A 24,029-nucleotide genomic window follows, 5' to 3' on the forward strand; every position below is an offset into this window, starting at 1 on the left:
TATGTATGCTATGGACGGCTTGGGGGCCGAATGTAGAAACTTGGGGAATACTGATGAACTTCTTGGGGAATCCTTGATCTCTTGGCTTGCTGCCCTGCCGGGCTTTGGTGTCGCCAGTGCGGTGCTCTTGCTGCCCGGACTGGTTTTTGGCTGGGCGCTGGGGTTACGGCGGATCTGGATGATGTCGCTTGCCCCAGTCCTGACGGCATCACTTGTTGCGGTGTCCACCCTTGTTTGCTGGTGGGTGCACGTTGACTGGCAGTTGGGCGCGTTCACCGTATCGGTAGCGGTGTGCGCCGGAGTTGCGCTCGTCCTTGTCCGTGCAGGGGCCAAGCTGTGGCCGAAGTTCTTCTCTTGGGATCGAGGAGAAGAGAGGGCAGGCCGTGCATACTGGATTGCACTGCTCGCCAGCGCAATCTTTCTGGCTCTGCGCTATGCCCAGATTGTCGAGGATCCGGCCAACATCAACCAAGGCATAGACACGCCATTTCACCTTAACCTCGTCCAACAGATCATCGATTCGCGTGACGGTTCACCCTTCTCTGTAAGGGGTCTAATGGGGGAGACCGCAGGGTTTTACCCGCAGATCTGGCACGCGCTTGCTGCCCTTGTCGCTGAGGCAACCGGGTTACCAGTGGTTGAGGCAGCGAACGCCTTAAATTTCGCTGTTGTAGCCCTAGCTTGGCCGATCGGTGTACTTTTCTTGGTCAAGGTCGTTGTTGGTCCCAAGATGATCGCCTTGCTATCTGCCGGTATTGCGAGCGCCGGGTTCTTCGCTTTTCCTTTTACTGTCATGCAGAGCCAGAAGAGCGACTTCGGTCCGCTGTTCCCCTACATGCTTGCTGTCACGTTCTTGGCTCCCCTGCTGACGGTATGGGCTTCGTTACTTGGATTTGGCCGCGATCCAATTCCTTGGCCCCTAGGCCTCACAACACTCCTTGCCGGACTGCCGGGATTAGTTATCACTCACATGTCGGCGTTGGTTGCCCTCGTGGGGCTTACATCGGGTTTCACGGCCATGGCCGCCGTGCATTCTTTCCGGAAACTCAGACAGGTGAGGTCCGGCCCTTTTCCTTACCTGCAGTGGATAGCACTTTGGACCAGCGCATTCTTCTTTGGCTTGATAGTTTGGGCCGGTGTGCGGCCTTGGACCACCACATGGGATCCGATTGACACCTTTCCAGGGGCCGTAGGAAGTGTTCTCGAAGCGGCTCCTACGCACGGCGACGTAAGCTGGGGCCTTGCGGCGCTCACTCTGCTGGGAACCGCCGTCCTGTTCGGTCGCCCATGCGAACGGTGGTTTCTGGCTGCATACGGAGGCGCCGTCGCGCTTTACCTGGTGGCGGCGTCGGTACCGCAGTCGTTCGCGAGGCAAATTGTTATTGGTGCGTGGTACGGGGACCCGCCCAGGCTCGCCGCCCTCCTGCCGATGTTTTGGGCCGTATTTGTCGGCCTAGCGGCGACGTGGTTCTTTGAAAACGTCGCCTCCAGCTTCCGCGTTAAATGGCTTGTTGCCATTCCCATCACGGCGGTAGCAGCAGCCACCATAATGTGGCCAACAAATTCGCAAACGACGCCAGGGAGGGAACGCACCTACGCTCTATCAGGAGACTCACCATTGGTGAGCCCCGATGAACTTAAAATTATGCGACGGCTTAGTTCCGAAGTGCCAGAGGGCGCCGTGATGGCCAACAACCCTTGGGATGGGAGTTCTACGGCATACGCTATCGCGAATCGACGGGTACTCTTCCCGCACGCGTATACCGGTTCGAATGCGGACCGTTTACTGTTGGCTGAGACGCTAAACAGGGCAACTCCCGGGTCTGAGGCCTGCGCGGCCGCAAAAAGAGAAAATGTTCAATTTCTCCTCGACTTCGGTGACCACTATATTGATCCGCTGCGAACCGAAGTCAATGATTTTCCGGGCATTAGTGTTCCAGCGAATTCGCCGGCGTTCGTCAAGGTGGATCAACAAGGCTCCGCAGTCCTGTATCGATTCGTGGGTTGCGACCTCTAGCCTCGATTTTTCATGATGGCTGGTGGTGACTGCGGACTCGGGCAGGCGCGGTGGCCTGCGGTTGTTTTCTGTTTTCGGGCGCCGTGGTATGGCCTGTTGGGTCGCCTGGTTTGGCGCCGGTTCCACTTCCGGTGGTGGGGCTGGTCGTCGGGGCTGGGGTGGTGACTGCTCATCCTGAGCGGGCAAGCAGGAGTTGTCTAAGGCGATTGGTGTTTTCCAGAAGCAGTTTCAGAAGGTCTTTCTCGGGCGCTGTTTCCGGCAGGAGGAGCTGGGTGCGGCGGGCTCGGGTGATGATTTTCCCTGCGGTTGTGAAGAGCCGGTAGCGCCAGCGTTTGATGTCCCAGGCTTTGGCGTGGTGGCCGTCCGGGAGGGCGGCGAGCTGGAGCCAGGAGACCAGGTTGAAGGCCAGGGCGACAATGTTCGCCCAGGCCTGGTTCGCGGCGAAGTCGAACGGGAGCTTGCCCAGGCCGGTGTTTTTCAGGGTTTTGACCCGGTTCTCGCACCGTCCCCGGGCGCGGTGTCTGGCGTCCAGGAAGGGTCCGTGCCAGCGGGGTGAGTTGGTCAGGAACGCGGTGATCCGGTGCCCGTCGGTATCGAGCAGACTCGGCTGCGCGCCGGGGTGCAGCGGCTCGGCGCGCAGGAACAGTTTTGTGCCTGGCGGGTAGTCAGTGATCGGGATGACGTCGGTGGCGTTGATGACCCAGGCATCGGTGCGGTCGTTCCCGGTCTGGTCCAGGGCCGGTTGCCAGTACTGTTTGTCGCTGATCCAGTCGACCATGTGGGCCTTGCCGAACGGGAGGGTGTAGCTGGTGGTGAACTGCACGCCGAGGCGGTGCAGGTGCCAGAGGAACTTCCGCGAGGCCCCGGCACTGTCGGTCCGGACCAGCACTTTCTCCCCGGCCAGGGCCCCGGTCGCGGTAAAGAAGCTCTCGGGAAGTTGGGCTGTGGCGGTGTGGAAGACCCGGATGTGGTCCTCGGCGCTGTTCGCTCCGGCGTTTCCGGGCCGCAGCACCGCGGCGAGGATCTCTCCGGAGCCGTTGCCGGCACCGTAATCACAGGAAGCGATGAAGGGGGCGACGCCGTAGCCGCGTTTGTAGGTGCCGGCGACGTTTTCCTTATCGGAGTGTGAGGTCACCAGGGTCGCGTCGATGTCGATCACGAGCGGGTCTGCGGCGGTCGCGGCCAGTGCCGGGTTCGTTGCCCCGGCGGCGTTCCAGGCCCGGGTGCGCAGTTCCCGAGTGAGGGTCTCAAAGCCGTAGCCGAACAGCTCCGGGTTCGTGACAGTGCGTTCGAAGAACCGGGACACTGTCGCGTTCGAGGGAAGCTGACCGAAAAGCGCGGGCGAGGACCGGAAGATGTCCAGATCCGAGGCATGTTCAGCGCCGGCGGCGAGCATCGCGGTCAGAGATCCAACCAGCCGTCCAGACGGTGCTTCGCTCCGGAGGGGACAAACTGGCCGAGCCTGTCCTCGCACAGCCTGCCGAAACCCAGCGCGTCCATGAAGCCGGTGAGCACCGAAACCCCGGCGAGGGAAATCAGCGACTGGCCGGTGAAACTGACCGGCAGGGACGGGAAGACGAAGGTAGACTTTTACATCGAAAGGGTGCTCCCTAGCTCGGCAAATAACGGTCTCGACAACCACTATTTTCCCAGCTCAGAGCACCCTTTCCCTGCTTAAACACGCCCGGCGCCCAGCGCCCCATGAAAACCCCGGGCTAGCCGCACCTCCCCATGAAACCGATTTGGAGCGGAACCCGCCCTGCTGAGTCTCTGCTGACGGGTCGTCGTCGTTACACCGCCACTGGAAGATGGACCTCTCTGGACGGCCCAATGGACCCCCTCGGTTCTGGGTGCCGAGGGGGTCCGGTCTTTGGGGGCGCCGGATAGCGCATTGGGTGGCTTGCGCCGACTAAAGTCACCAGGCAGAGAAGCTCTTCATCACGTTGATTGCCGCCGGGCCAATAATGACGATGAACAGCACCGGCAGGATGGCGAACATCAACGGGAAGAGCACCTTGACCGGCAGTTTCATGGCCTTTTCTTCTGCCCGCTGCCTCCGCTTAATCCTCATTTGTTTTGCCTGCGTCCTGAGGACCTTTGCGATGGCGATGCCGTAGATGTCAGCCTGGACGACGGAACGGACGAAGGACCTCAGGTCTGGTACGTCGGTCCTTGTGGCCAGGGACTCGTAGGCTTCACGCCGGCTTCGGCCAACTTGCATGTCCTGCAGGGTCCGCATGAGTTCAAAAGCCAATGGCCCTTTTCCATTTTGACCGGCCCGGGCCATTGCAGCTTCAAAGCCCAAGCCTGCCTCAACCGAAATGAGCATCTGATCCAAGGTGTTGGGTAGTTCCAGCTCGATTGCCTTTTGGCGTTCCGCGCCCCTGCCATGAATCAGGATGTCGGGGACGAAATAGGCGAGTGCGGCGGCCAGCACCACGAACAGCGAGGCAGAGGGCGTCACATTGTTGCTGATGAAGAGGATTCCTAGAACCGCGACGAGGAGCGCCAAGACCGGTTTGGCTATCAGGAGCCGCGGAAGGGGCAGCTGTGCCGGCCGTCCGGCGCGGCTGAGGAGTTTATCCAGCCAAGCAACATAGCCCTTTGGCGTAACCCTCATTCCGAGCGGGATTGCCGGCTTGGAATCAGACTGCCCGGAAACAAGTGCCCCGGGCACTCCGCTGTCGATCAGGCGGATGCCCTTGCCAAGGTTGCTGCGGACTGCCGCGACGCCCCTCCGATCCACGGAGAGGAACGACCACGCCAGAAAAGAAACAGGGAACACGATCAGGCCAACGATAAGCCAAGCCATGGTTGTCATTCATTTCCTCCTAGAACTTGATCTTGACGACGCGGCTCAACCAGAACGACCCAACGCACAGGAGCACTACTGCGACGCCGAGCAAAATCCAGCCGATCAAGTTGGTGTATAGCGTGCCGATGTATGAGCTATTGACCACCGACATGTAAAGGAACATGCCGATCGGCAAAGCGACGAGGAGTGTATGCGGACAATTTGCCTTCGGCACTGAGGGCCTTGACCTGGCCCTTGATCTGGCTTCGTTCCCTGATGGTTTCCCCTACCTGGTCAAGGACTTCCGCCAGGTCGCCGCCCACTTCGCGATGGATTTCGATTGCCTGCCCCACCCATTCAAAGTCCTCGCTGCGCAGCCGATGTGCCGCGTCGAGCATTGAGTCCCTGAGATCCCGTCCGAGCCTGTTTTCGTTGACCAGCCTGGCGAACTCTTCGGAAGTGGGAGCGTCCGCTTCCTTGGCCACCGCGTCAACAGAACGCAAGAGACTGTGGCCGGCACGCAGGCCGCCTGAGAGCATCTGCAGGGTGTCACCCAACTGAGCCTCAAACTTGGCACGACGTCGGGAAGACAGCACGTTCAAGACCACCATGGCCAAAAGGGGTGTCGCCACAATGAAGAGAAGCGCGGGCAGCAGCCCCCCAAGGATGAAGCCAACGAAGCCGGCAGTGACAGCGCTGCAGGCCACGAGTAACAGGAAGTCTGCCTGGCGCATTTTCAGGCCGGCCTGCTCCAAAGATGCCCTGCTGCCGAACCGGGCGTTCTTACTGACATTCCGTTCCAGGAAGGACGTAGCCGAATCCGTGGCCCGCGTCAGCAGTGTGGGGCCATTGACCACGCCGGGGCGTCGTCGGGAAATTGCTATTTCTCCCCTGGCGCTTTTGAACGTGACCAGGAAAAGCACAGCCCCCGCAGCCAAGCAGAGTGTGACTCCCAGGGCGAGGAATACCGGGTTTGTAACGGTCACCTGAAGCCACCGCCCACAGGCGAAGAGCCGAAAACAGCGGGAGATAGAGAAATGCCCAGCTCAGCGAAGTGATCCACGAAGCGGGGACGCACCCCTGTTGGTACCGGGCGGCCCAAGAACTTCCCGTTGGCGTCCACTCCCGCGCTGTAATCAAAGACAAAGGCGTCCTGAAGAGTGACGATGTCCCCTTCCATGCCTTGGACTTCGGTCACGTGAGTAATCCGTCGGGAGCCATCCCGAAGCCTGGAAATGTGAACAATCAGGTTCACCGCGGAAGCAATCTGCTCGCGGATCGCACGGAGCGGAAGATCCATGCCTGCCATGAGGACCAGGGTCTCGAGCCTGGAGATCGCGTCCCGGGGTGAGTTGGCGTGGACGGTAGAAATCGAGCCGTCGTGGCCGGTATTCATAGCTTGCAGCATGTCCAAGGATTCCCCGCCACGGACTTCGCCGATCACAATCCGATCAGGCCGCATACGCAGTGCGTTACGTACCAAATCCCTGATGGTGATCTCTCCTTTGCCCTCGATGTTTTGCGGGCGGCTTTCCAACCGGACAACGTGATCCTGCTGCAACTGAAGTTCCACCGCGTCTTCAATAGTGACAATTCGCTCGTCGGAAGGCAGGAAGGACGACAGGACATTGAGCATGGTCGTCTTACCTGTACCCGTGCCGCCGGAGACGATGATGTTCAGCCTTGCGCGGACACAAGCGTGCAGGAGCTCCGCAATCTCCGGGGACATCGATCCCAATGAAATGAGATTGTTGACGGTCAGGGGTACCTGGCCAAACTTGCGGATGGTCAGGGATGATCCGCTGACAGCTAGGGGTGGGATGATGGCGTTGACGCGGGAACCATCGCTGAGGCGGGCATCCACCAGCGGCGAGGATTCGTCAATTCGCCGGCCAACCTTCGTGACGATCCGTTCTATGACCTTGCGAAGATGGTCCTCATCGTTGAACCGGGATCCGGTGAGCCCCAGCTTTCCTTGGCGTTCGACATAAATCTTGTCCGGGCCATTGACCATGATCTCGGTAATATCGCCGTCCTTGAGGAATTTCTCGAGGGGGCCGAGCCCCAGGACGTCGTCGATGATCTCCTGAACCAGGCGGTTACGCTCGCTGAGCGTCAGCGGGATGTCTTCCTCTTCGATGATCTTTTTCAGCTCATCCTTGACGTACTGCTGCAGTTCGGCGTCGTCCATGGACGAGTCCGTGATCCGGCTGCCCATGCGCTCATATAAGGCAACGCCGGCGCGGTCCTTGACGGCGCTAAGGGCTTCATTGGGTTCGCTGGCGTAGCTTGGCGAGGCTAACGAGTCGGCGGCCGGTGCCACGTTCGGATGCCAAGGGCCCGCGGGTGACGAAACGGGACCACCGTTCTTTGCTTCGTCGTTTCCCCGTGCTGCTTCTAACCTTCGTGCCAAAGTCACTGGACTACCGCCCTTCTGTGCAGTTTCTTGTGCTGTTTTTCCTTCCAATCAGGCTTAAGACGCTCTACTAACTGGCCCAAGCCACGCGCTGCTCCATCACGACTACCGTCTTGCAGGAGTGGCACGCCTTTGTTAGTTGAGAAGGGGACGGCTCGTGAGCGGGGTAGAACAACGTCCACCGGGCACCCGATCGTGGCTTCAACGTCCTGTACCGTCAAGCCGCTCCTGCGGTCCGCAAAATTAAGCACGACGTGGCGGTTCTCCGGTACAAGGCCCAACTCGTCGAGGATCCGAAAACCGGTTCGCAGGCCCCTGATACTGGGAATATCCATGCCGCAGACCCACACTGCATCGGTAGCACGATCCAACGTTGCGAGTACGTGCTCGCCCAAACCAGGAGCGGTGTCGATAACGACGTATTGAAACTCGCTGGCCAGTTGCGAGATGAGGTGTCCCACCTGATCTCCGGTGATTTGATCGGCCTGGGCCGGGTTCAGGGGTGCGCAGAGAGCATAGATGCCCGATGGATGCAGAGTCAGGTATGACTTCAGCACCATGCTGTCCTGGACCGCCGCGCCGGTGACCGCATCAGCCAAAGTGCGCTCCGGTTCCAGCATCAGGCCGGACGCAACATCACCGAATTGCAGGTCCAGGTCAACCACCACGACGCCGGTCGGGGCAATTTTGCCCAAGCCCACGGCCAAGTTGGTGGTCACCGTGGTTTTGCCCACTCCGCCCTTGGGGGACATGACAGCGACGATGCGTCTGCCTGTAGGTGCCTCGGTGACAGATGCTCCCAGTCCCCGACGACGTCCTGCGGATGCCAGGCTGGCCCTTTCCAACATCGCCCGGATCTCATCGACTGCGGCCTCTGGACTAAGCAGGTCACGAATGCCGGCGCGCATGGCGGGCAAGGCAACGTCGGATCCACCCCTGGTTACCAGGACTACGCTGATCTCCGGGAATTGGAGATCAAACAGACTCGCCAGTCGGATCGCGTCGTCCGTTGGAAGCCCGGGTCCGAGAAGGATCACTTCTGCGGGGTCCCCGTTGATGGCGCGAAGGATATCGTCCGGACTCGGCGGCAGATAGTCTGCCTGGAGTGTTTGGAGTGTGCCGTGAAGTCCGCTCGTAGCCTGCTTCGTTTTTTGAACGAAGGCGCTGTCCGGTGTGATCAAAACAAACCTGCTCATTTGATCAGCTCGGCTTTCTTGATAATGCTCGCGGCACTTTCAGTGGCTGATGCCGGTTCTTTCGTCAGCCACAGTTTTCCGAACTCGGCTGCGAAGGCGATCTTCTGAGAGTCGGTATCGTTCCGGGCGAACGTAACCAGTAATTGGCCCGTTGGCAGCTGCGTGTTTGCTTGCTCAGAGGAGGCCCCTTGAGTGCCGGCGGAGCCTTGGGCCGCAGCCCTCTGGACGCTGGTAACAAGAACCTTGTGGAAGATCTGCTGCGCGGTCCCACCGTCTGCGTTGTCACCGGCGAACAAGGCGACGACGCCAACAGTGTCGCCCGCTGCGAGTCGTCCGCCGACCACCCGCTGCGCGTCGAGCTGTACCGATATCTCCTGCATGCCGGCGGGGACGGGGACGGATCCTGGAGCTGCCAGGCTTGTCGGGTCAACGAGACGGACCCCCAGGAGGGGTTCTCCCGGTACCAGATCTGCCGATGCGACTTTGCCGTCGAGACCGTCGAGGCTTTTCAAAGCTCCGTTTGGAACGGACGCGGATGGAAGGGAGGTGAGCTTTACGGCGGACTTGATCTGGTCCAGCGTTGACCCCTGCGGGATCTGCTTATCCACCACCAGAACATCGATGGGTTGTAGATCGGCTTGGGCCCTGGCTTCAGAACCTTGGACGTATGAGACGAGAAGCAGCGTGCCTACAACAGCGAGCACGAGCGCAACGATGCCTCCCAGAAGGCGAGTTTTCAATGTAACTCCTAACTTGGTTCCTATTTGGTGAGTGAGACACTTGATGTGCCGAAATCTGATCCGCCTGAACCTCCAATGGAGGTGCTGTATTCGACAAATTGGCCGATGATGCAGCGGTCATTTCCACTCGAACAGGCCAGGTTGGCGTTCATGCCGGGGTCCGTCGAAGTGTCGCGGAATTCGTATGGGCCAGAAGCATTTCCGAAATGCCAGCCCATGATGCTGAAAGTTGCATAACCCACGATGTGGAATACACCCGTGTTTCCGCTGCCTGAGGCCGTATCAAAAATGGGGAACGTAACCTTCACGACTCCACCGGCGGTGAGTGTGTTCTTCCAGCTCTGCAGGATAGTTTGGCAAGTCGTCGGCGGGTTGTTGCCGGGATTGCTGGTGGTGAAGCTTCCCACTGAGGTGACAGCCGTGCATGGATCGGTGGATGCGTCATCCAGCCATCCCCATCCACCGGGAATGGTCAGACCTGACGCGTTTGTGCAGGACGGCGTCCCAGGCTTCCACGTGATTTTCTGGACGTCACCGCCGGTCGGCGTCGCCGGGCCAAGATTCCAGCAGCTTTGCGAGAACGCGAGCGGGAATCCGCTGCCGCTGCTGGGATAACCCCACTTTGCTCGTGCCGAAGCGCTGATGTCGGCCGTCGGGATTCCGATCACCTTGGCGAACTGAAGGGAGAAGTGGTTGCTGCTGCCATCAGCCGTCTGCGACTGAATCGTTACGTCCACGGTCCCTGCTCCAGCGTCGGCTATAGCACTGACTACATTGCTATGAGCATCCAGGGCGTTGCCGTTTGCATATCCCGATGCAGCTGCTGCCTGGTCGGCAGCGCAGGGTGTCGCCGCTTTGGAGCATTGGTTGGCAATAGCGAGGGCGGAGGCATCGGCGCCGTTTTGAAGCTGCGCGTGCTCCGAGTACATGGTGGCAACATCGACGGCAAAGGCCGCCATTCCCAGCAGGAAGACCATGAGGAGAGCTGTCATGGGTGCCACGACGCCACGCTCTGAGCCTTTTGAAGTCATCCGCCGCATCGCATGACACCTTTGCCTTGAATATTGAGGCCCGCCGGCATTCCAGGAATGAGGTTAGGAAAACCGGTCATCCACGAAGTTGCGTAGCTAACGCTTACCGAAACGTCATTGCCATCTGCGCAGGTACCAGTGCCCGTATAGGCGATAGCGATGTTGGTGGCTGTCAGTGCCACAGATGGCGCAGCAGCTACTCCTGCTGCTTGGGCGCTTGTTGGCATATAGCCGGCGTCGGCACAGTGGACTGCGGCATATCGGGAGGCTTGGCGTGCCGCTTCGCTGAGTGAGACCTGGATGTTGAATGCCCGTCCCATTTCGGCCGATGCCCAGGACAAGGACTAGGAAGAGCGGAAGAACTAACGCGAACTCGACGGCCACTGCGCCAGCCTCCCTCGCTCGAGGACGCAATCTGCGTTTAACAAGGGAACTCATGATGATGACCAGGATTCTGGGAGGCCGGAGCCCAAGACGCCGGCGAGCTGTATGAGATTCGTAGCGAATTGGAGATCGTGTCGGCGATACCGTTCGACTATGGACGGAGCCCAGGAGCGGCGACGAAGAGTGACTGCACCTATTCGCCTCGCCCCTGGGCTCCCCGTTTCCAGGTCTGCTTCAGAGCTGGCCTGAGACGGTATTGAACGCGGTGTTGATCTGGCCGCCCAAAGCAGCCACAACGACGATGATCACGGCGGCGATCAAAGCCACCAGGAGACCGTACTCAACAGCGGTAGCGCCCTTCTCTGATTCCAGGCGATTCTTGACGCCTGAGACTAGAGCGATAAGCGAGATCATGAGAGCTGACATTTCTTTCCCCCCCCAGCGTGGATCGTGCTCGTCAGAGCTTGCCGGAGATGGTGGTGAACGCGGTGTTGATCTGAGTGCCGAGGGTGGCGACAACAACGACGATGACTGCCGCAATCAGCGCTACCAGCAGGCCGTACTCAACGGCCGTTGCGCCCTTTTCGGAAGAGAAGCGATCCTTGACGCCGGCAACGAAGGCCATCATCGAGACCATGAGAGAAGTCATTATATTTTCCTTAGATTCGGTGAAATTGGATTTATTTGTATTTCAACGAATTTCCAGCTGCCCCCATAAATCCTTAGCGGCTGGACTTCGCTAAGAAGAGATTGTCATTTACGCCAACGGGCAACAATGCGTAGTGGTACTCGACTTTTCAGCGGCGCGCTGAAGGTACGTACTCGAATACCCGGAAAGGTACCTAGGGCACGACGCGGGTGTTCTCTTGACTACTCGGATGGATGCGCCGCGTGGCGGGCACGGGGCGCCGGCCGGAACGGAAACCCGTTATGCGAAAAGGAGGGGCGGTGAGGGCAAGCGCCCCAAGCATCGCGGGGCCATGTGCCACTTCGCGCGCTCTATTCCGGCGTTTTCCGCTGAGAAGTACAGCCGTGGTGAGGCCATTGACGATGAAGCCCAGAAGGCCTCCGTAGAGCAGCTGGCTCCAACCTAGGTACCCCAGGTAAAGGCCGACGGGTGCGGCCAGCTTCACATCACCCATACCGATGCCGCCGGGCGAAATCAACGCCAAAATAAGGTAGACAGCGAACAAAATGACGGCACCAACGAGTGCGCGGACAAAGCCATCAGCTTGCTGGCCAAATATCAAGGGTGCTGCTAAAAGGAAAGTGCCGAAGATGAGCAGAATCAACACGAGCTGGTTGGGCAATAAATGCGACGCAATATCCACCCTTGCAAGCTGAACGCCAAGTACGGCAAGGAGTATCAATGCCGGCAGTCCCGCTATATTTCCAAAGCGCAAGGCGAAGGCGACGCATGCGGCGCCGGTGACTGCCGCCGTCGTAATCCGAACGCTCAGCGCTGGGAGGCCGCCCAGCCGCGGGAGCAGCCGGGCAATCAGGATCTCAGCCATGGGGGAGAGGAGACATCCCAAGAGGCCAATGCCGGCGGCCATGAGCCAACTGGCCGAGCCGCCGCCCCCTGCTGAATCCACTGCGCCCCCTACATTGGTTGGGCCGGCGGGTGATGAGGCAACCACCGGCTACCCCATTTTGACCCTGAACCACCTGACGCGCTAATCTAGGTAGTCGTTGTGCGTGTCCTATTCCGATGGTGCGTGCCCGCTTGAGAATCCGGTTGCAGGATAACTACTCAACGAGCACATTCGGAACCTCAGGATGACTGGTTACATGGAGCCCTCACCTCTGTTCCGGTAGCGCGCAGATAGTAGGTGCGCGAGCTAGCGACACCTAAACAAGAACGCCAGAACAAGAACGAGGCAAACACCGTGCGTACGTACACCCCGAAGCCCGGCGATATCAACCGCCAGTGGCACGTCATTGACGCCACCGACGTTGTCCTTGGTCGTCTTGCAAGCCAGACCGCAATCCTGCTGCGCGGCAAGCACAAGGCCACTTTCGCGTCCCACATGGACATGGGCGACTTCGTCATCATCATCAACGCTGAGAAGGTTGCCCTGACCGGCGCCAAGCTGGAGCAGAAGCGCGCATACCGCCACTCCGGCTACCCGGGCGGCCTGACCTCCGTCAACTACGCGGAACTGCTGGAAAGCAACCCGGTCCGCGCCGTTGAGAAGGCCATCAAGGGCATGCTCCCCAAGAACTCCCTCGCTGCACAGCAGCTGGGCAAGCTGAAGGTGTACCGCGGTGCTGAGCACCCGCACGCCGCCCAGCAGCCCAAGACTTTCGAAATCACCCAGGTCGCCCAGTAGTCCTGGCCACCAAACAACTTATCTATACAAGGAGAATCGTGGCTCAGAACGAAGAGACCACCGAGGCCGTCGAAGCCGAGGAAAACCTGACCAGCTACACCTCTGAGAGCTCGGCTGCTGAAGCTGCTCCCAAGAAGGAACGCCCGGCCCTGACCGTAGCTGGCGCAGCTGTTGGCCGCCGCAAGGAAGCCGTTGCACGCGTCCGCGTTGTGCCCGGCTCCGGCAAGTGGACCATCAACGGCCGCGAGCTGGCGAACTACTTCCCCAACAAGCTGCACCAGCAGGACGTCAACGAGCCCTTCAAGATCCTTGATCTCGAAGGCGCCTACGACGTCATCGCCCGCATCCACGGTGGCGGCATCTCCGGCCAGGCCGGCGCCCTGCGCCTCGGCATCGCCCGTTCGCTGAACGAGATCGACGTCGAGAACAACCGCGCCACCCTGAAGAAGGCCGGTTACCTGTCCCGCGACGCCCGTGTCATCGAGCGCAAGAAGGCCGGTCTCAAGAAGGCCCGCAAGGCCCAGCAGTACTCCAAGCGCTAAATCCGCTTACACAGAAGCCCGTCCCGCTGTTCAGCGGGGCGGGCTTTTTGCGTGCCCTGAATCAGGCGCTACTTTGACAAATCGTAGAACTCTGCCCCATCCAGGGTCTCCTTGGGAAAGTTCGCCCTTACCCAATCGACAATTCGCGCAGACTCGCCACGGCCCTCGAGAGTCAGCGGCGGCAGGTTCTGGATCGTCAGTGAGCCAACCCGTTTGTTGGCTACCATCGCCGTGAATTGTTCAAGGCTTGGGAATGGGTCAGTTCCGTCGAAGCCTCCGATGGGCAGCACAGGGCGCCCCAGTTGAAGCTGGTAATTTGCGGCCGACTCAGAGCCTACGGTGGCCGTTGCCCATGTGGTGGTAGTCCCCGCATTCTCCAGCCTGCGCAGTACGGATGCGTTCGGAATATCCCCAAACATCACGGCGATAAAGCTCGGCGGCACAGAAGGTCCCAATTGCTGTCTGTCGGGATGATCGGTACGGATGCCCAGGAGGCTAGGCCCTGCTACTACTCCAGCCCCAACGTGTGGGCTCAGGATCGTGTTCACGGACCAGATCACGGGGCCGAGCATGAGTGCGAACAACAACAGTGCGGATGACACCGCTTGGAATGGATTCCTCCCCGGGACCAGTTGCAGGGCTGCAACTATTGCCCACAACCCCAGAAATATCGGGGGGAGGCCCGGAAAGTCTGCGGCGGAGCGTGATGCGGTAGCAAACACCAGCACCATGGTGGAAAGGAGCGTGGCGGCGAGAAGCATCCGCGGTTTCCAGCCGGTGCGCCATGCTGCGAGCTTCATGAAACCGACAGCAGCCAACGCACAAAGCGAGGGAACAACGCCCAGCGAATAGTAGGGGTGCACGATTCCGGACATGAAGGCGAGCACCGTGGCTGAGCAGGCAAACCAGAGCGCCATGAACAGCAGGTACGCCAGCTTGCTTCGGTCTTCGCGCCTTTTCCATATGGAGTAGATGGCAATTCCAAACCCGGTCAAGGCGAAGGGAAGGAACCAGCCGAACTGTCCGGAGAATTGCGGTTGAAGAAAACGCTGAAAGCCTCCGTCAAGCTGCTCCGCGAGAGCCTGAGTGTTTGGCGACATTGTCCGGCTTGCGTCGGCCCCCGTCAGCCTGTCCAATCCGTTGTAGCCAAACGTCAGCTCAACCACGTTGTTGAGCCTGGTCCCGCCTACGAAGGGCCGCTCTGACGGATCAGTGAGCTGGACCAGCAGGAACCACCACCCGCCACTAACCAGCGAGGTGGCTGCCGCAAGGACAAGATGGGCCAACCGGCGCCAGAGCGCTCCTGATGCATAGGCAAGATATGCCAAGGTTACGGCGGGAAGAATCAGTCCGACCTGCAGTTGTTTGGTCAGTAGGGCTGCACCGATCAATGCCCCCGTAAGCATGAGCCAGCGCAGCTTCGAGCGTCTAATGGACTCCAAGGTAGACCAGGCAATGCCGATCATCAGCAGGCAGAGCAAGGCGTCAGGATTGTTGTAGCGGAACATCAGCGTCGCGACCGGGGTGACAGCCAGGAAAGCTCCCGCAAGGAGCCCAGTTCTTGCGTCAGTGTAGGTGCGAACCATCCGAAACAGCAGATAGACGCTTGCAACCCCCATGAGGGCCTGCGGAACGAGAATGCTCCACGAACTCAGGCCGAACAGCCGGGCGGACAGCGACATAATCCAAAGGCTCAGTGGAGGCTTGTCGACGGTGATCGCATTTGCCGCATCGGAGCTGCCGAAAAGAAAGGCTGTCCAGTCCTGGGCTCCGGACATAACCGCGGCTGAATAGTAGGAGTTGGCCCAGCCGTTCCGGTCGAGGCCGAACAGGTAAAGAACAGCTGAAACGGCCAGCAAGGACCAAAGGGCGGTGCGTTCCCACGTTTCGCGATGTCCGGACCTCTCCGCGGAATCATCCTTCGTCCCTGGACCCGCAGTACTGAGAGAATCGGCAACGGACCGCTGTGTGGCCGCGTTAGTCATTGCAGGGCCTCTCCGGCCGGACGCAGGGAACCGAGGGATGCCTTCTTGCTTCCGCGCTGTTCCCTGAATACCCACAGCCGCAGCAAAACAAACCTCATGAGCGTTGCGAAAACATTAGCCGCGGTCAGCACCAAAAGTTCCAGGCTGGGCAATGCATCGGCGTTCGCTGCGTGCAGTACAAGGAGCGACGTTGAAGTGATGGTCCAGGCCAAAAGGAAGACAATCAATCCTTGTAATTGCTGCGTAAACAGCTTTGCTGGCCCGCTAATACCAAAGGTGAACTTTCGATTGGCTGCGGTATTACCTACTGCCGTCAGTAGGAGAGACAGGAAGTTCGCTTCCTGAGCTCCAAATGGTCCCTGAAGAACCAGATAAAGGAGCGCGAATGCCAACGTGGACACGGCTCCTACCAGGCCAAAGCGCAGTACCTGTCCGAAAAAGCTCGGACGTCCCGGTGTGACCATCGGGCGGCGGCCCAGTTCCGCATAGATTGCCTGGACTGGAATCGCGCCCTTGACCAGGGAGCCGGCCACACGGACCATGCCACGGAGATCGTCGGTGACTGTCTGCACAATGTCCACCCGACTGTCCGGGTCGTCCACCCAGTCCACGGCGATCTCGTGGATTCGCAGCCCCGAACGCTCGGCAATAATCAGCAGCTCAGTGTCGAAAAACCAGCCATTGTCTTCAACATGGGGAAGGAGGCGCTTTGCCACCTCTGCTCGAATCGCTTTGAATCCACACTGGGCGTCGGAGAAACGCACTTGCATCGTCTGATGCAGCAGGAAGTTGTAGGTCCGGGAAATGAACTCCCGTTTTGGTCCACGGCTTACCCGGGAACCTCGACCAAGCCTGGTGCCGATCGAAATGTCCGAATGACCCGACAGTAGCGGGGCAACCAATGGAGGAAGAGCCGCGAGGTCAGTCGACAGATCGACGTCCAGGTATGCGAGGACCTTGGCGTCAGAGGCGCTCCAGGCATCCCTGAGTGCATGTCCGCGGCCCTTCACATCCAGGCGCCGATAATTCACGTTCGGCATCCGCTCGCTGAGCCGGGTGGCAATCGCAGATGTTCGGTCGGTGCTTGCGTTGTCGGCAATGGTTACTTTCCACGTCGCCGGCATTTCGTTCGTCAGGTATTCGGTGAGCCGTCGGATGCTCTTTTCCAGTACCGCCTCCTCATTGAAGACCGGTACTACAATTTCGAGCGCCAAGCCCCCATAGCCAGGTGTCATGCATGGATCGTAGGAGCCCTTACCCCTGGCTGGCGAGGCTCTGGGCCAAAGACAGGTACTCACCGAAAGAAGCCAAGTAGTGCCCGAGGGATGCCGCTCGAATGGCAGGTAGTTGGCAAGACCTGCAGCTAGGCCGTCCTAGCGTGCTTTATGGTCACCGCAGAGCCCGTGTATCACCAGCTTTCGCGGGAATTGGCGATGGGGGAGCCCTTTCGAAGTGTGGAGACAGGCCCCGCAGGAAACAGGTATTCGCTACTCGGGTGCTGCAACAGGCAGGATCGGTAGGTTCAGGCCCATGGGTGAGCTCACGAACCAGGACCGCTCTTTGCGCTACACCTCATTGGACGCGTTGCGCGGTGTTGCCGCCACAGTAGTGCTGTTGCACCATTGCTTCCTGAGTTCTCCAGACCTTGCCATAACAGACGCGGGCGGGGTGCCCCCTTCCACGGATGTACTGGTTTGGTGGCTTGGCGCGACGCCTCTCCGGCTGCTTTGGGCGGGACAGGACGCAGTATTTGTTTTCTTTGTCCTTTCCGGATTCGTTCTCGCCCTCCCGTTCTTGGGAGGTAACGAGCCCAGATGGGGATCGTACTTTGCAAAGCGGGCCCTGAGAATCTACCTGCCCGTGTGGGCGTCGATTGTTTTCGCATTGGCAGCTGCCTGGTTGTCGCCGAGAACGGCTGGACCTAGCCTGAGTCTCTGGCTGAACGGCCACGATGAAGCTCCTTATCCCCTCCGCGACATGTTGCTGGTCTTGGGGACCGGGCAACTTAATTCCCCGCTCTGGTCATTGCGATGGGAATTGGTCTTTTCGCTTTCGCTTCCGGTCTACTGTGTTGCCGCAATTGCGTTGAAGCGACTGTGGCTACCAGGCATAGTGCTGCTCCTTGCTGCCACTGCTGGGGGTGAATTAGCCGGGTCGGCTGCGCTCGCCTGCCTTCCGATCTTCGGAATCGGCGTCCTGATGGCAAGACATCGCGATGAATTGGAAAGATGGGCTGGCAAACTTGGATCCTGGAGTTGGCGGCTGCTGATTGCTGCATCACTTTTTCTACTGTCATCCCGTTGGTTATTCCCACACCTGGCCGGCACGATGTCCACCAGCGTGCTTGGGGCAGCCATGGTGGTATTCATCTTTTTCGGACACGGCCACGTAAAAGTATGGACAAATCGCCGTCTGTTCCATTGGCTGGGCTCTCGATCATTCAGTCTCTATCTCGTTCACGAGCCAATAGTCGTCTCGTGGGCTTTCGTATTGCACACTGGCGACAGTCTCCAAATTGCACTTCTCGCCGTGCCATCATCTTTGCTCGCTGCCGAAGTGTTTTACCGGCTAATCGAAAACCCCAGCCAGCAGTTTGCTGTTCGGATCGGAAGACGGATAGCGGGTAGAGCGGGTGGCCAGGCAAAGACCGTTGCGCCCGCATAGGGTACCTCCGTGTCCTGATGCTGATTTCAACCACTGATACTTGCCCTGGAAGGACCCTGCCGCGAAGCTCCACGCCCCATCCTCTACACTTGACCGGTGTCTAGATTATTTGGAACTGATGGTGTCCGGGGGTTGGCCAACGGCTTGCTGACAGCTGAGCTGGCCCTGCAACTGGCCCAGGCGGCCGCCGTCGTGCTCGGCCATGACCGCAACTCCAACGGCTCCCGCCCGCGCGCCGTGCTGGCACGTGACCCGCGAGCCAGCGGCGAATTCATCGCTGCCGCAGTGGAAGCCGGACTCTCCAGCTCGGGCATCGACGTGTACGACGCCGGGGTGCTACCTACCCCCGCCGCGGCGTACCTCGTGGCCGACCTGGATGCCGACTTTGGCGTCATGATTTCAGCGTCCCACAACCCGGCGGCCGGACAACGGCATCAAGTTCTTTGCCCGCGGCGGCCAGAAGCTTCCGGACGAGGTCGAGGACGCCATCGAAGCCCAGATGAGCAAGGAAGCCGTCCGCCCCACCGGCGCCGACGTGGGCCGCATCCAGCGCTTCTCCGACGCCGAGGACCGCTACATCGTCCACCTCCTGGGCACGCTGCCGCACCGCCTGGACGGCCTGACTGTGGTCCTCGACTGCGCCAACGGTGCCGCCAGCGGCTGCTCACCCCAACTCTTCAAGGACGCCGGAGCCCGCCTCATCGTCATCGGCGCGGACCCCGATGGGCTGAACATCAACGACGGCGTCGGCTCCACCCACCTTGGGCCCCTCAAGGAAGCCGTCATCAAGCATGGCGCGGACCTGGGTATCGCCCACGACGGCGACGCCGACCGCTGCCTGGCCGTGGACCACGAAGGCAACGAAGTGGACGGCGACCAGATCATGGCCATCCTCGCCGTAGCGCTCAAGAAATCCGGCAAGCTTAAGGACGACGTCCTCGTAGCCACCGTCATGAGCAACCTGGGGCTCAAGCTCGCCCTCCGTGACGCCGGCATCACCATCATGGAAACCGCGGTGGGGGACCGCTACGTCCTGGAAGGCATGCGCGACGGCGGGTACAACCTCGGCGGCGAACAATCCGGCCACGTGATCTTCTCCGATTACGCCACCACCGGTGACGGCCTCCTCACCGGCCTGCAGCTCGCCGCGCAGGTGGCCCTCACCGGGAAGCCGCTTAAGGAACTGGCCACCGTGATGACCAAGCTCCCGCAGGTCCTCATCAACGTCAAGGGCGTGGACCGCAGCAAGGTGGGAAACAATGACGTGCTCGCCCAAGCCGTCGGGGCAGCGGAAGCAGCGCTCGGTGACACCGGCCGCGTCCTGCTCCGTCCCTCCGGCACTGAGCCCGTGGTCCGGGTGATGGTGGAAGCCGCGGACGAGGAAACCGCCCAGTCAATCGCCGAACACCTGGCACAAGTGGTCCGGGCAGAACTCGCGCTGGAACTCGTCGCCGACTAACCGGCAAAAGACCGCAACTAAAAAGTGGCCCGCCTCCCAAAGGGAAGCGGGCCACTCGCGGGTTAGGGAAAAACCTAGACACGGTCCTTCAGTGCATCACGGATCTCGGTCAGAAGTGCAACCTGCGGATCCTCCGCGGCCTCCTTCTTCACATCCTTGTCGATGCCCAGCCGCCGGTTGCGGCGCTCGATCATGTGATTCATCGGCATAACCACAACGAAGTAGATGGCGCCCGCAATCAGCAGGAAATTGACGATTGCCGTCAGCAGGATCCCAAACTCGATGGCGTTGCCGTTTAGCTCAACCCTCGCGAAGCTGTCGAAGTTGGGGGCACCCACCAGGCCTGAAATGAACGGCATGAGCACCTTGTTGACCATCGCCGTGACCACTGCCCCGAACGCAGTACCCATGACAACGGCGACGGCAAGGTCAACGACGTTGCCTTTCATGATGAAGTTCTTGAATCCTGTCAGCATGGGAACCACGCTAGCCCACGGAAGCAGCCCGCCAGATGACGCCGAGGTAAATTCCCCTTGCGTGTCAGCAACGGAAAGCGCCTGCTGCACGCTCACAGGTACGCTGGCGCCGCTTCCAAGCCGAAGTATTCCTCCAGTGTGCCGATGCCCCGGTTCACCATGTCCGTGGCCGCCTCAACCCCCACGAACCGGAGGTGCCACGGCTCGTAGTAGTAGCCCGTGATGGGGTGCAGCATCCACGGATAACGGACCACGAATCCGAACCGGTAGGCGTTCGCCTTCGCCCAGGCGGCCGCCGGCTGGTCGGCGAAACACGGCTGGAAGCTGCAGGCCCCGCCGCCGTCCCCGATGTCGAAGGCCCACCCCGTCTGGTGCTCGGAGTGGCCGGGCCGCGCACTGGCGGTGTCGGCGTCGGCTTGCCCGCGTGCGGCGACGTACCCGTTGTAGGTGGTCACCTGCGTGCTGTACGAGCGGTAGCCGCTGGCCAGGACCATCGCCACGCCGTCCCGCGCGGCAGCCGCGAACATCGCCTCGGCGGCTGCCGCCGTCGTGCTGTTCAGCAGTGCCGCTTCACCCGAGGCGGAAATGGCGACGTCCGGACGCGCCAGATCAGCCGGCACGTAGTCCGCCGGCTTCAGGGGCCTGTGCTTGTTCACGATGACCCACTGGCTGGCCGGGTCGTCAAGCGAAAACTGCCGCGCTAACGTTGCGGACGGCGACGGCGTGGGGGACTGTGTTTCCGGCGACTGGCCCACCGTGGCCGCCTCCGCCGTCGGGCCGGCCGACGCGGTGGGGGCAGCGGGGGACGGCGAAGCGGAGGAAAGAGCAGCGGACGACGACGGCGCAGCCGGAGGTGCCTCCGGCGTGCAGGCTGCCAGGACAGTCAGCCCGGCCCCCGCCGCGAGGAACCGGGCGAAGCTGCGGCGTGTGGCCGATCCGCATTGGTAGCACACGTGTGCTAGACCTTCCGCAGCAGCATGCGGCGGATGGAATGGTCTGCCTCTTTGGTCAGCACCAACTGCGCCCGCCCCCTGGTGGGCAGGACGTTCTCTTCCAGGTTGGGCTCATTGATCCGCTTCCAGATGTCGCGCGCGGTGCTCTCGGCTTCCTCATCGGACAGGGTGGCGTAACGGTGGAAGTAGGACTCCGGCTGCGCGAACGCCGTGCTCCTCAGTTTCCGGAACCGGTCCACGTACCACTCCTCGATGTAGGAAGTCTTGGCGTCGACGTAGATGGAAAAGTCGAAGAAGTCGCTCAGCGCCAGCCCCTGGCGTCCGTCATGCCGTGGCCGGGCAGGGGCCAGCACGTTCAGCCCCTCCACAATCAGCACGTCCGGCCGGCGTACCACCACTTCCTTTTCCGGCACGATGTCGTAGGTGACGTGGGAGTACCAGGGTGCCCGTACTTCCTCGGCGCCGCCCTTGATTTCGCTTACGAAGCGCAGGAGCGCCCGGCGGTCGTAGGACTCGGGGAACCCCTTCCGGTCCAGCAGCTGCCGGCGCTTGAGCTCGGCCAGGGGATACAGGAAACCGTCGGTGGTAATCAGTTCCACGTTGGGGGTACCTGGCCAGCGGCGCAACATCTCGCGCAGCACGCGGGCGATCGTCGACTTGCCCACCGCAACGGACCCGGCCACGCCGATGACAAAGGGGGTGCGCTGGGTCTGTTCACCCAGGAACGTGGTGGTGGCTGCGTGCAGCTGGCCGGCTGCCTCCACATACAGGTGCAGGAGCCGTGACAGGGGCAGGTAGACATCCCTGACCTCGTTGATGTCCAAGGGATCACCGAGCCCGCGAAGGCGCAGCACATCCTCTTCATTAAGGGGCTGTTCCATCTGGGCTGCGAGGCGGGACCAGGTATGCCGGTCCAGCTCCACGAACGGCGAGGCACCCTCCCCGTTCGCTTCATTGCGTTGCGAAGTCACGCTAAAGATTCTGCCCCGCGCCCGGCACATCGCGAAATGACGGTCCTGTTCAGCGCGGCGACGTACGTCACGTGGGCCGCGCGCGGGCGCTTTCCGGTTTAGAGCAACCGGCACGCTGCCGATAGTCTTGTGCTTATGTGTGGAATTGTGGGTTACGTAGGCCGTTCGACCGACGGTGCAATTAACGGTCACAGCGCGTTGGACGTTGTCCTTGAGGGGCTGCGCCGCCTGGAGTACCGCGGGTACGACTCTGCCGGGGTGGCCGTGGTGTCTGACGGCGCCATCGAGTCGCGGAAGAAGTCCGGGAAGCTGAGCAATCTGATCAATGAGCTGGAGGCCCGGCCGCTGCCCGAAACGATGACCGGCATCGGGCACACCCGCTGGGCCACGCACGGCGGCCCCACGGACCGCAACGCGCACCCGCATCTGGCTGACGGTGGCAAGCTGGCCGTGATCCACAACGGCATCATCGAAAACTTCGCCGAGCTCAAGCTTGAGCTGCTGGAGAAGGGCGTCACCTTCCTGTCCGAAACGGACACCGAGGTCGCTGCCGCGCTGCTGGCGGACATCCTGCGGAACCAGTTGGGCGGCGACACCGCCAACGGTGGCCTGACCCGTGCCATGGAGCTGGCGTGCCAGCGGCTTGAGGGCGCCTTCACCCTGCTGGCCGTGCACGCGGACCAGCCCGACGTCGTCGTGGCCGCCCGCCGCAACTCACCGCTGGTGGTGGGCCTGGGCGACGGTGAGAACTTCCTGGGCTCGGACGTGTCCGGGTTCATCGACTACACCCGCCGGGCGGTAGAGCTGGGCCAGGACCAGATCGTGACCATCACCGCGGACACCGTGGAAATCACCGATTTTTACGGCAACCCGGCCCAGGGCAAGGAATACCACGTTGACTGGGATCCGGCCTCGGCGGAAAAGGGCGGCTTCTCCTCCTTCATGGAGAAGGAAATCAACGACCAGCCCGACGCCGTGGCCCAGACCCTGCTGGGACGCTCGGACATCAAGGGCAAGCTGACCCTGGACGAGCTCCGGATCGATCCCGAACTGCTGAAGCAGGTCAACAAGATCATCGTGCTGGCCTGCGGCACCGCCGCCTACGCGGGCATGGTGGCCAAGTACGCCATCGAGAACTGGTGCCGGATCCCCACCGAAGTGGAACTCGCACACGAGTTCCGCTACCGCGACCCGATCCTGGACGAGAACACCCTGGTGGTGTCCATCAGCCAGTCCGGCGAAACCATGGACACCCTGATGGCCGTCCGATACGCCCGCGAACAGGGCGCCAAAACCATCTCCATCTGCAACACCAACGGCTCCACCATCCCGCGTGAATCCGACGCCGTGCTGTACACGCACGCCGGCCCGGAAATCGCCGTCGCCTCCACCAAGGCGTTCCTTGCCCAGATCACCGCCGCGTACCTGCTGGGCCTGTACCTGGCGCAGCTGCGCGGCAACATCTTCTCCGGCCAAATCAAGGACGTCCTGGCGGACCTGAACAAGATCCCCGCCAAGATCCAGACCATCCTGGACAACTCGGAGCCGTTGCGTGAACTGGCCCGCAGTATGGCCAACGAGAAGTCCGTGCTGTTCCTTGGCCGCCACGTGGGCTACCCCGTGGCGCTCGAAGGCGCGCTGAAGCTCAAGGAAATCGCGTACATCCACGCCGAGGGCTTCGCCGCCGGTGAGCTCAAGCACGGCCCCATCGCCCTGATCGATGAAGGCCAGCCGGTGTTCGTGGTGGTCCCGTCCCCGCGCGGACGCGACTCACTGCACGCCAAGGTGGTCTCCAACATCCAGGAAGTCCGCGCCCGCGGGGCCCGCACCCTGGTCATCGCCGAGGAAGGCGACGAAGCCGTCAAGGCCTACGCCGAGTACGTCTTCTACGTACCGGAGACCCCCACATTGCTCATGCCGCTGCTGACCACGGTGCCGCTGCAGATCTTCGCCGCGGAGCTGGCAGCAGCCAAGGGGTACGACGTGGATCAGCCCCGCAACCTGGCCAAGAGCGTCACAGTCGAATAAGCGGTTCGCCACCGAACCGCCGAAGCCCCGGGCCCACAGC

Annotated in this window: 21 protein-coding genes and 1 pseudogene; 6 read left to right on the forward strand and 16 right to left on the reverse strand. The window is 61.0% G+C overall.

What is annotated here, in order from left to right; all coding sequences use genetic code 11:
• Position 1: 1 nt before the first annotated feature.
• Positions 2-2,017, forward strand: a complete 2,016-nt coding sequence (locus tag QF050_RS10085; protein ID WP_308930308.1) for a DUF6541 family protein — start codon at positions 2-4, stop codon at positions 2,015-2,017.
• A 169-nt stretch (positions 2,018-2,186) separates the two neighbouring features.
• Here the strand turns inward: QF050_RS10085 and QF050_RS10090 are convergent, their stop codons facing one another.
• From QF050_RS10090 to QF050_RS10135, 11 genes are all read right to left on the reverse strand, one after another.
• Complete coding sequence (locus QF050_RS10090; RefSeq protein WP_308930309.1) at positions 2,187-3,659, reverse strand: IS1380 family transposase; 1,473 nt, start codon at positions 3,657-3,659, stop codon at positions 2,187-2,189.
• A gap of 273 nt (positions 3,660-3,932) precedes the next feature.
• The gene (locus tag QF050_RS10095; RefSeq protein ID WP_374121517.1) at positions 3,933-4,838 is read right to left on the reverse strand and encodes a type II secretion system F family protein; all 906 of its coding nucleotides are present in this window, start codon (positions 4,836-4,838) and stop codon (positions 3,933-3,935) included.
• Between the two features lie 128 nt (positions 4,839-4,966).
• On the reverse strand, positions 4,967-5,734 hold the full coding sequence (locus QF050_RS10100) for a type II secretion system F family protein (RefSeq protein WP_308930311.1): 768 nt from the start codon (positions 5,732-5,734) through the stop codon (positions 4,967-4,969).
• 59 nt (positions 5,735-5,793) lie between these two features.
• Complete coding sequence (locus QF050_RS10105; RefSeq protein WP_374121518.1) at positions 5,794-7,134, reverse strand: CpaF family protein; 1,341 nt, start codon at positions 7,132-7,134, stop codon at positions 5,794-5,796.
• 92 nt (positions 7,135-7,226) lie between these two features.
• Positions 7,227-8,423 carry an AAA family ATPase gene (locus QF050_RS10110; protein ID WP_308930313.1) on the reverse strand — a complete coding sequence of 399 codons (1,197 nt, stop codon included), beginning with the start codon at positions 8,421-8,423 and terminating at the stop codon, positions 7,227-7,229.
• Complete coding sequence (cpaB, locus tag QF050_RS10115) at positions 8,420-9,163, reverse strand: Flp pilus assembly protein CpaB (protein WP_308930314.1); 744 nt, start codon at positions 9,161-9,163, stop codon at positions 8,420-8,422. Before cpaB ends, QF050_RS10110 begins: the two co-directional genes overlap by 4 nt.
• Positions 9,164-9,183: 20 nt before the next feature.
• Positions 9,184-10,203, reverse strand: a complete 1,020-nt coding sequence (locus QF050_RS10120; RefSeq protein ID WP_308930315.1) for a pilus assembly protein TadG-related protein — start codon at positions 10,201-10,203, stop codon at positions 9,184-9,186.
• Between the two features lie 105 nt (positions 10,204-10,308).
• Positions 10,309-10,632 (reverse strand): TadE/TadG family type IV pilus assembly protein, encoded by a 324-nt coding sequence (locus QF050_RS20335; protein ID WP_374121519.1) that lies wholly within the window; start codon positions 10,630-10,632, stop codon positions 10,309-10,311.
• A 180-nt stretch (positions 10,633-10,812) separates the two neighbouring features.
• Positions 10,813-11,004, reverse strand: a complete 192-nt coding sequence (locus tag QF050_RS10125; protein ID WP_308930316.1) for a Flp family type IVb pilin — start codon at positions 11,002-11,004, stop codon at positions 10,813-10,815.
• 31 nt (positions 11,005-11,035) lie between these two features.
• On the reverse strand, positions 11,036-11,227 hold the full coding sequence (locus tag QF050_RS10130; protein ID WP_134163718.1) for a Flp family type IVb pilin: 192 nt from the start codon (positions 11,225-11,227) through the stop codon (positions 11,036-11,038).
• Positions 11,228-11,420: 193 nt separating this feature from the next.
• Entirely contained in the window at positions 11,421-12,092 is a 672-nt protein-coding gene (locus QF050_RS10135; RefSeq protein WP_308930317.1) for an A24 family peptidase, read from the reverse strand.
• Between the two features lie 375 nt (positions 12,093-12,467).
• On the opposite strand from QF050_RS10135, the gene rplM reads away from it, so the two are divergent.
• Together rplM and rpsI are read left to right on the forward strand one after the other, a co-directional pair.
• Complete coding sequence (rplM, locus tag QF050_RS10140; protein ID WP_015937805.1) at positions 12,468-12,911, forward strand: 50S ribosomal protein L13; 444 nt, start codon at positions 12,468-12,470, stop codon at positions 12,909-12,911.
• Positions 12,912-12,949: 38 nt separating this feature from the next.
• Entirely contained in the window at positions 12,950-13,453 is a 504-nt protein-coding gene (gene rpsI, locus QF050_RS10145; RefSeq protein ID WP_308930318.1) for a 30S ribosomal protein S9, read from the forward strand.
• A 68-nt stretch (positions 13,454-13,521) separates the two neighbouring features.
• Here the strand turns inward: rpsI and QF050_RS10150 are convergent, their stop codons facing one another.
• Both QF050_RS10150 and QF050_RS10155 read right to left on the reverse strand, forming a co-directional pair.
• Positions 13,522-15,438 carry a glycosyltransferase family 39 protein gene (locus QF050_RS10150; RefSeq protein ID WP_308930319.1) on the reverse strand — a complete coding sequence of 639 codons (1,917 nt, stop codon included), beginning with the start codon at positions 15,436-15,438 and terminating at the stop codon, positions 13,522-13,524.
• Positions 15,435-16,673, reverse strand: coding sequence for a bifunctional glycosyltransferase family 2/GtrA family protein (locus tag QF050_RS10155; RefSeq protein ID WP_308930320.1), 1,239 nt, complete (start codon positions 16,671-16,673; stop codon positions 15,435-15,437). Before QF050_RS10155 ends, QF050_RS10150 begins: the two co-directional genes overlap by 4 nt.
• Before the next feature lie 295 nt (positions 16,674-16,968).
• Between QF050_RS10155 and QF050_RS10160 the strand changes: the two genes are divergently transcribed.
• Together QF050_RS10160 and glmM are read left to right on the forward strand one after the other, a co-directional pair.
• Positions 16,969-18,102: an acyltransferase gene (locus QF050_RS10160; RefSeq protein WP_308930321.1), complete on the forward strand. Its 1,134-nt coding sequence runs from the start codon at positions 16,969-16,971 to the stop codon at positions 18,100-18,102.
• Positions 18,103-18,198: 96 nt separating this feature from the next.
• Positions 18,199-19,561, forward strand: a pseudogene (glmM, locus tag QF050_RS10165) (phosphoglucosamine mutase).
• Between the two features lie 74 nt (positions 19,562-19,635).
• Here the strand turns inward: glmM and mscL are convergent.
• The 3 genes from mscL to coaA form a co-directional block, all read right to left on the reverse strand.
• Entirely contained in the window at positions 19,636-20,037 is a 402-nt protein-coding gene (gene mscL, locus QF050_RS10170; RefSeq protein WP_308930322.1) for a large conductance mechanosensitive channel protein MscL, read from the reverse strand.
• 92 nt (positions 20,038-20,129) lie between these two features.
• Positions 20,130-20,990 carry a M15 family metallopeptidase gene (locus QF050_RS10175; protein WP_308930323.1) on the reverse strand — a complete coding sequence of 287 codons (861 nt, stop codon included), beginning with the start codon at positions 20,988-20,990 and terminating at the stop codon, positions 20,130-20,132.
• Between the two features lie 5 nt (positions 20,991-20,995).
• Positions 20,996-21,991, reverse strand: a complete 996-nt coding sequence (gene coaA / locus QF050_RS10180; RefSeq protein ID WP_308930324.1) for a type I pantothenate kinase — start codon at positions 21,989-21,991, stop codon at positions 20,996-20,998.
• 105 nt (positions 21,992-22,096) lie between these two features.
• Between coaA and glmS the strand changes: the two genes are divergently transcribed.
• Positions 22,097-23,989: a glutamine--fructose-6-phosphate transaminase (isomerizing) gene (gene glmS / locus QF050_RS10185; protein WP_308930325.1), complete on the forward strand. Its 1,893-nt coding sequence runs from the start codon at positions 22,097-22,099 to the stop codon at positions 23,987-23,989.
• Positions 23,990-24,029: the final 40 nt, after the last annotated feature.

Origin of the sequence: Arthrobacter sp. SLBN-112 (genome assembly GCF_030944625.1) — a bacterium.
Taxonomy (GTDB): Bacteria; Actinomycetota; Actinomycetes; order Actinomycetales; family Micrococcaceae; genus Arthrobacter.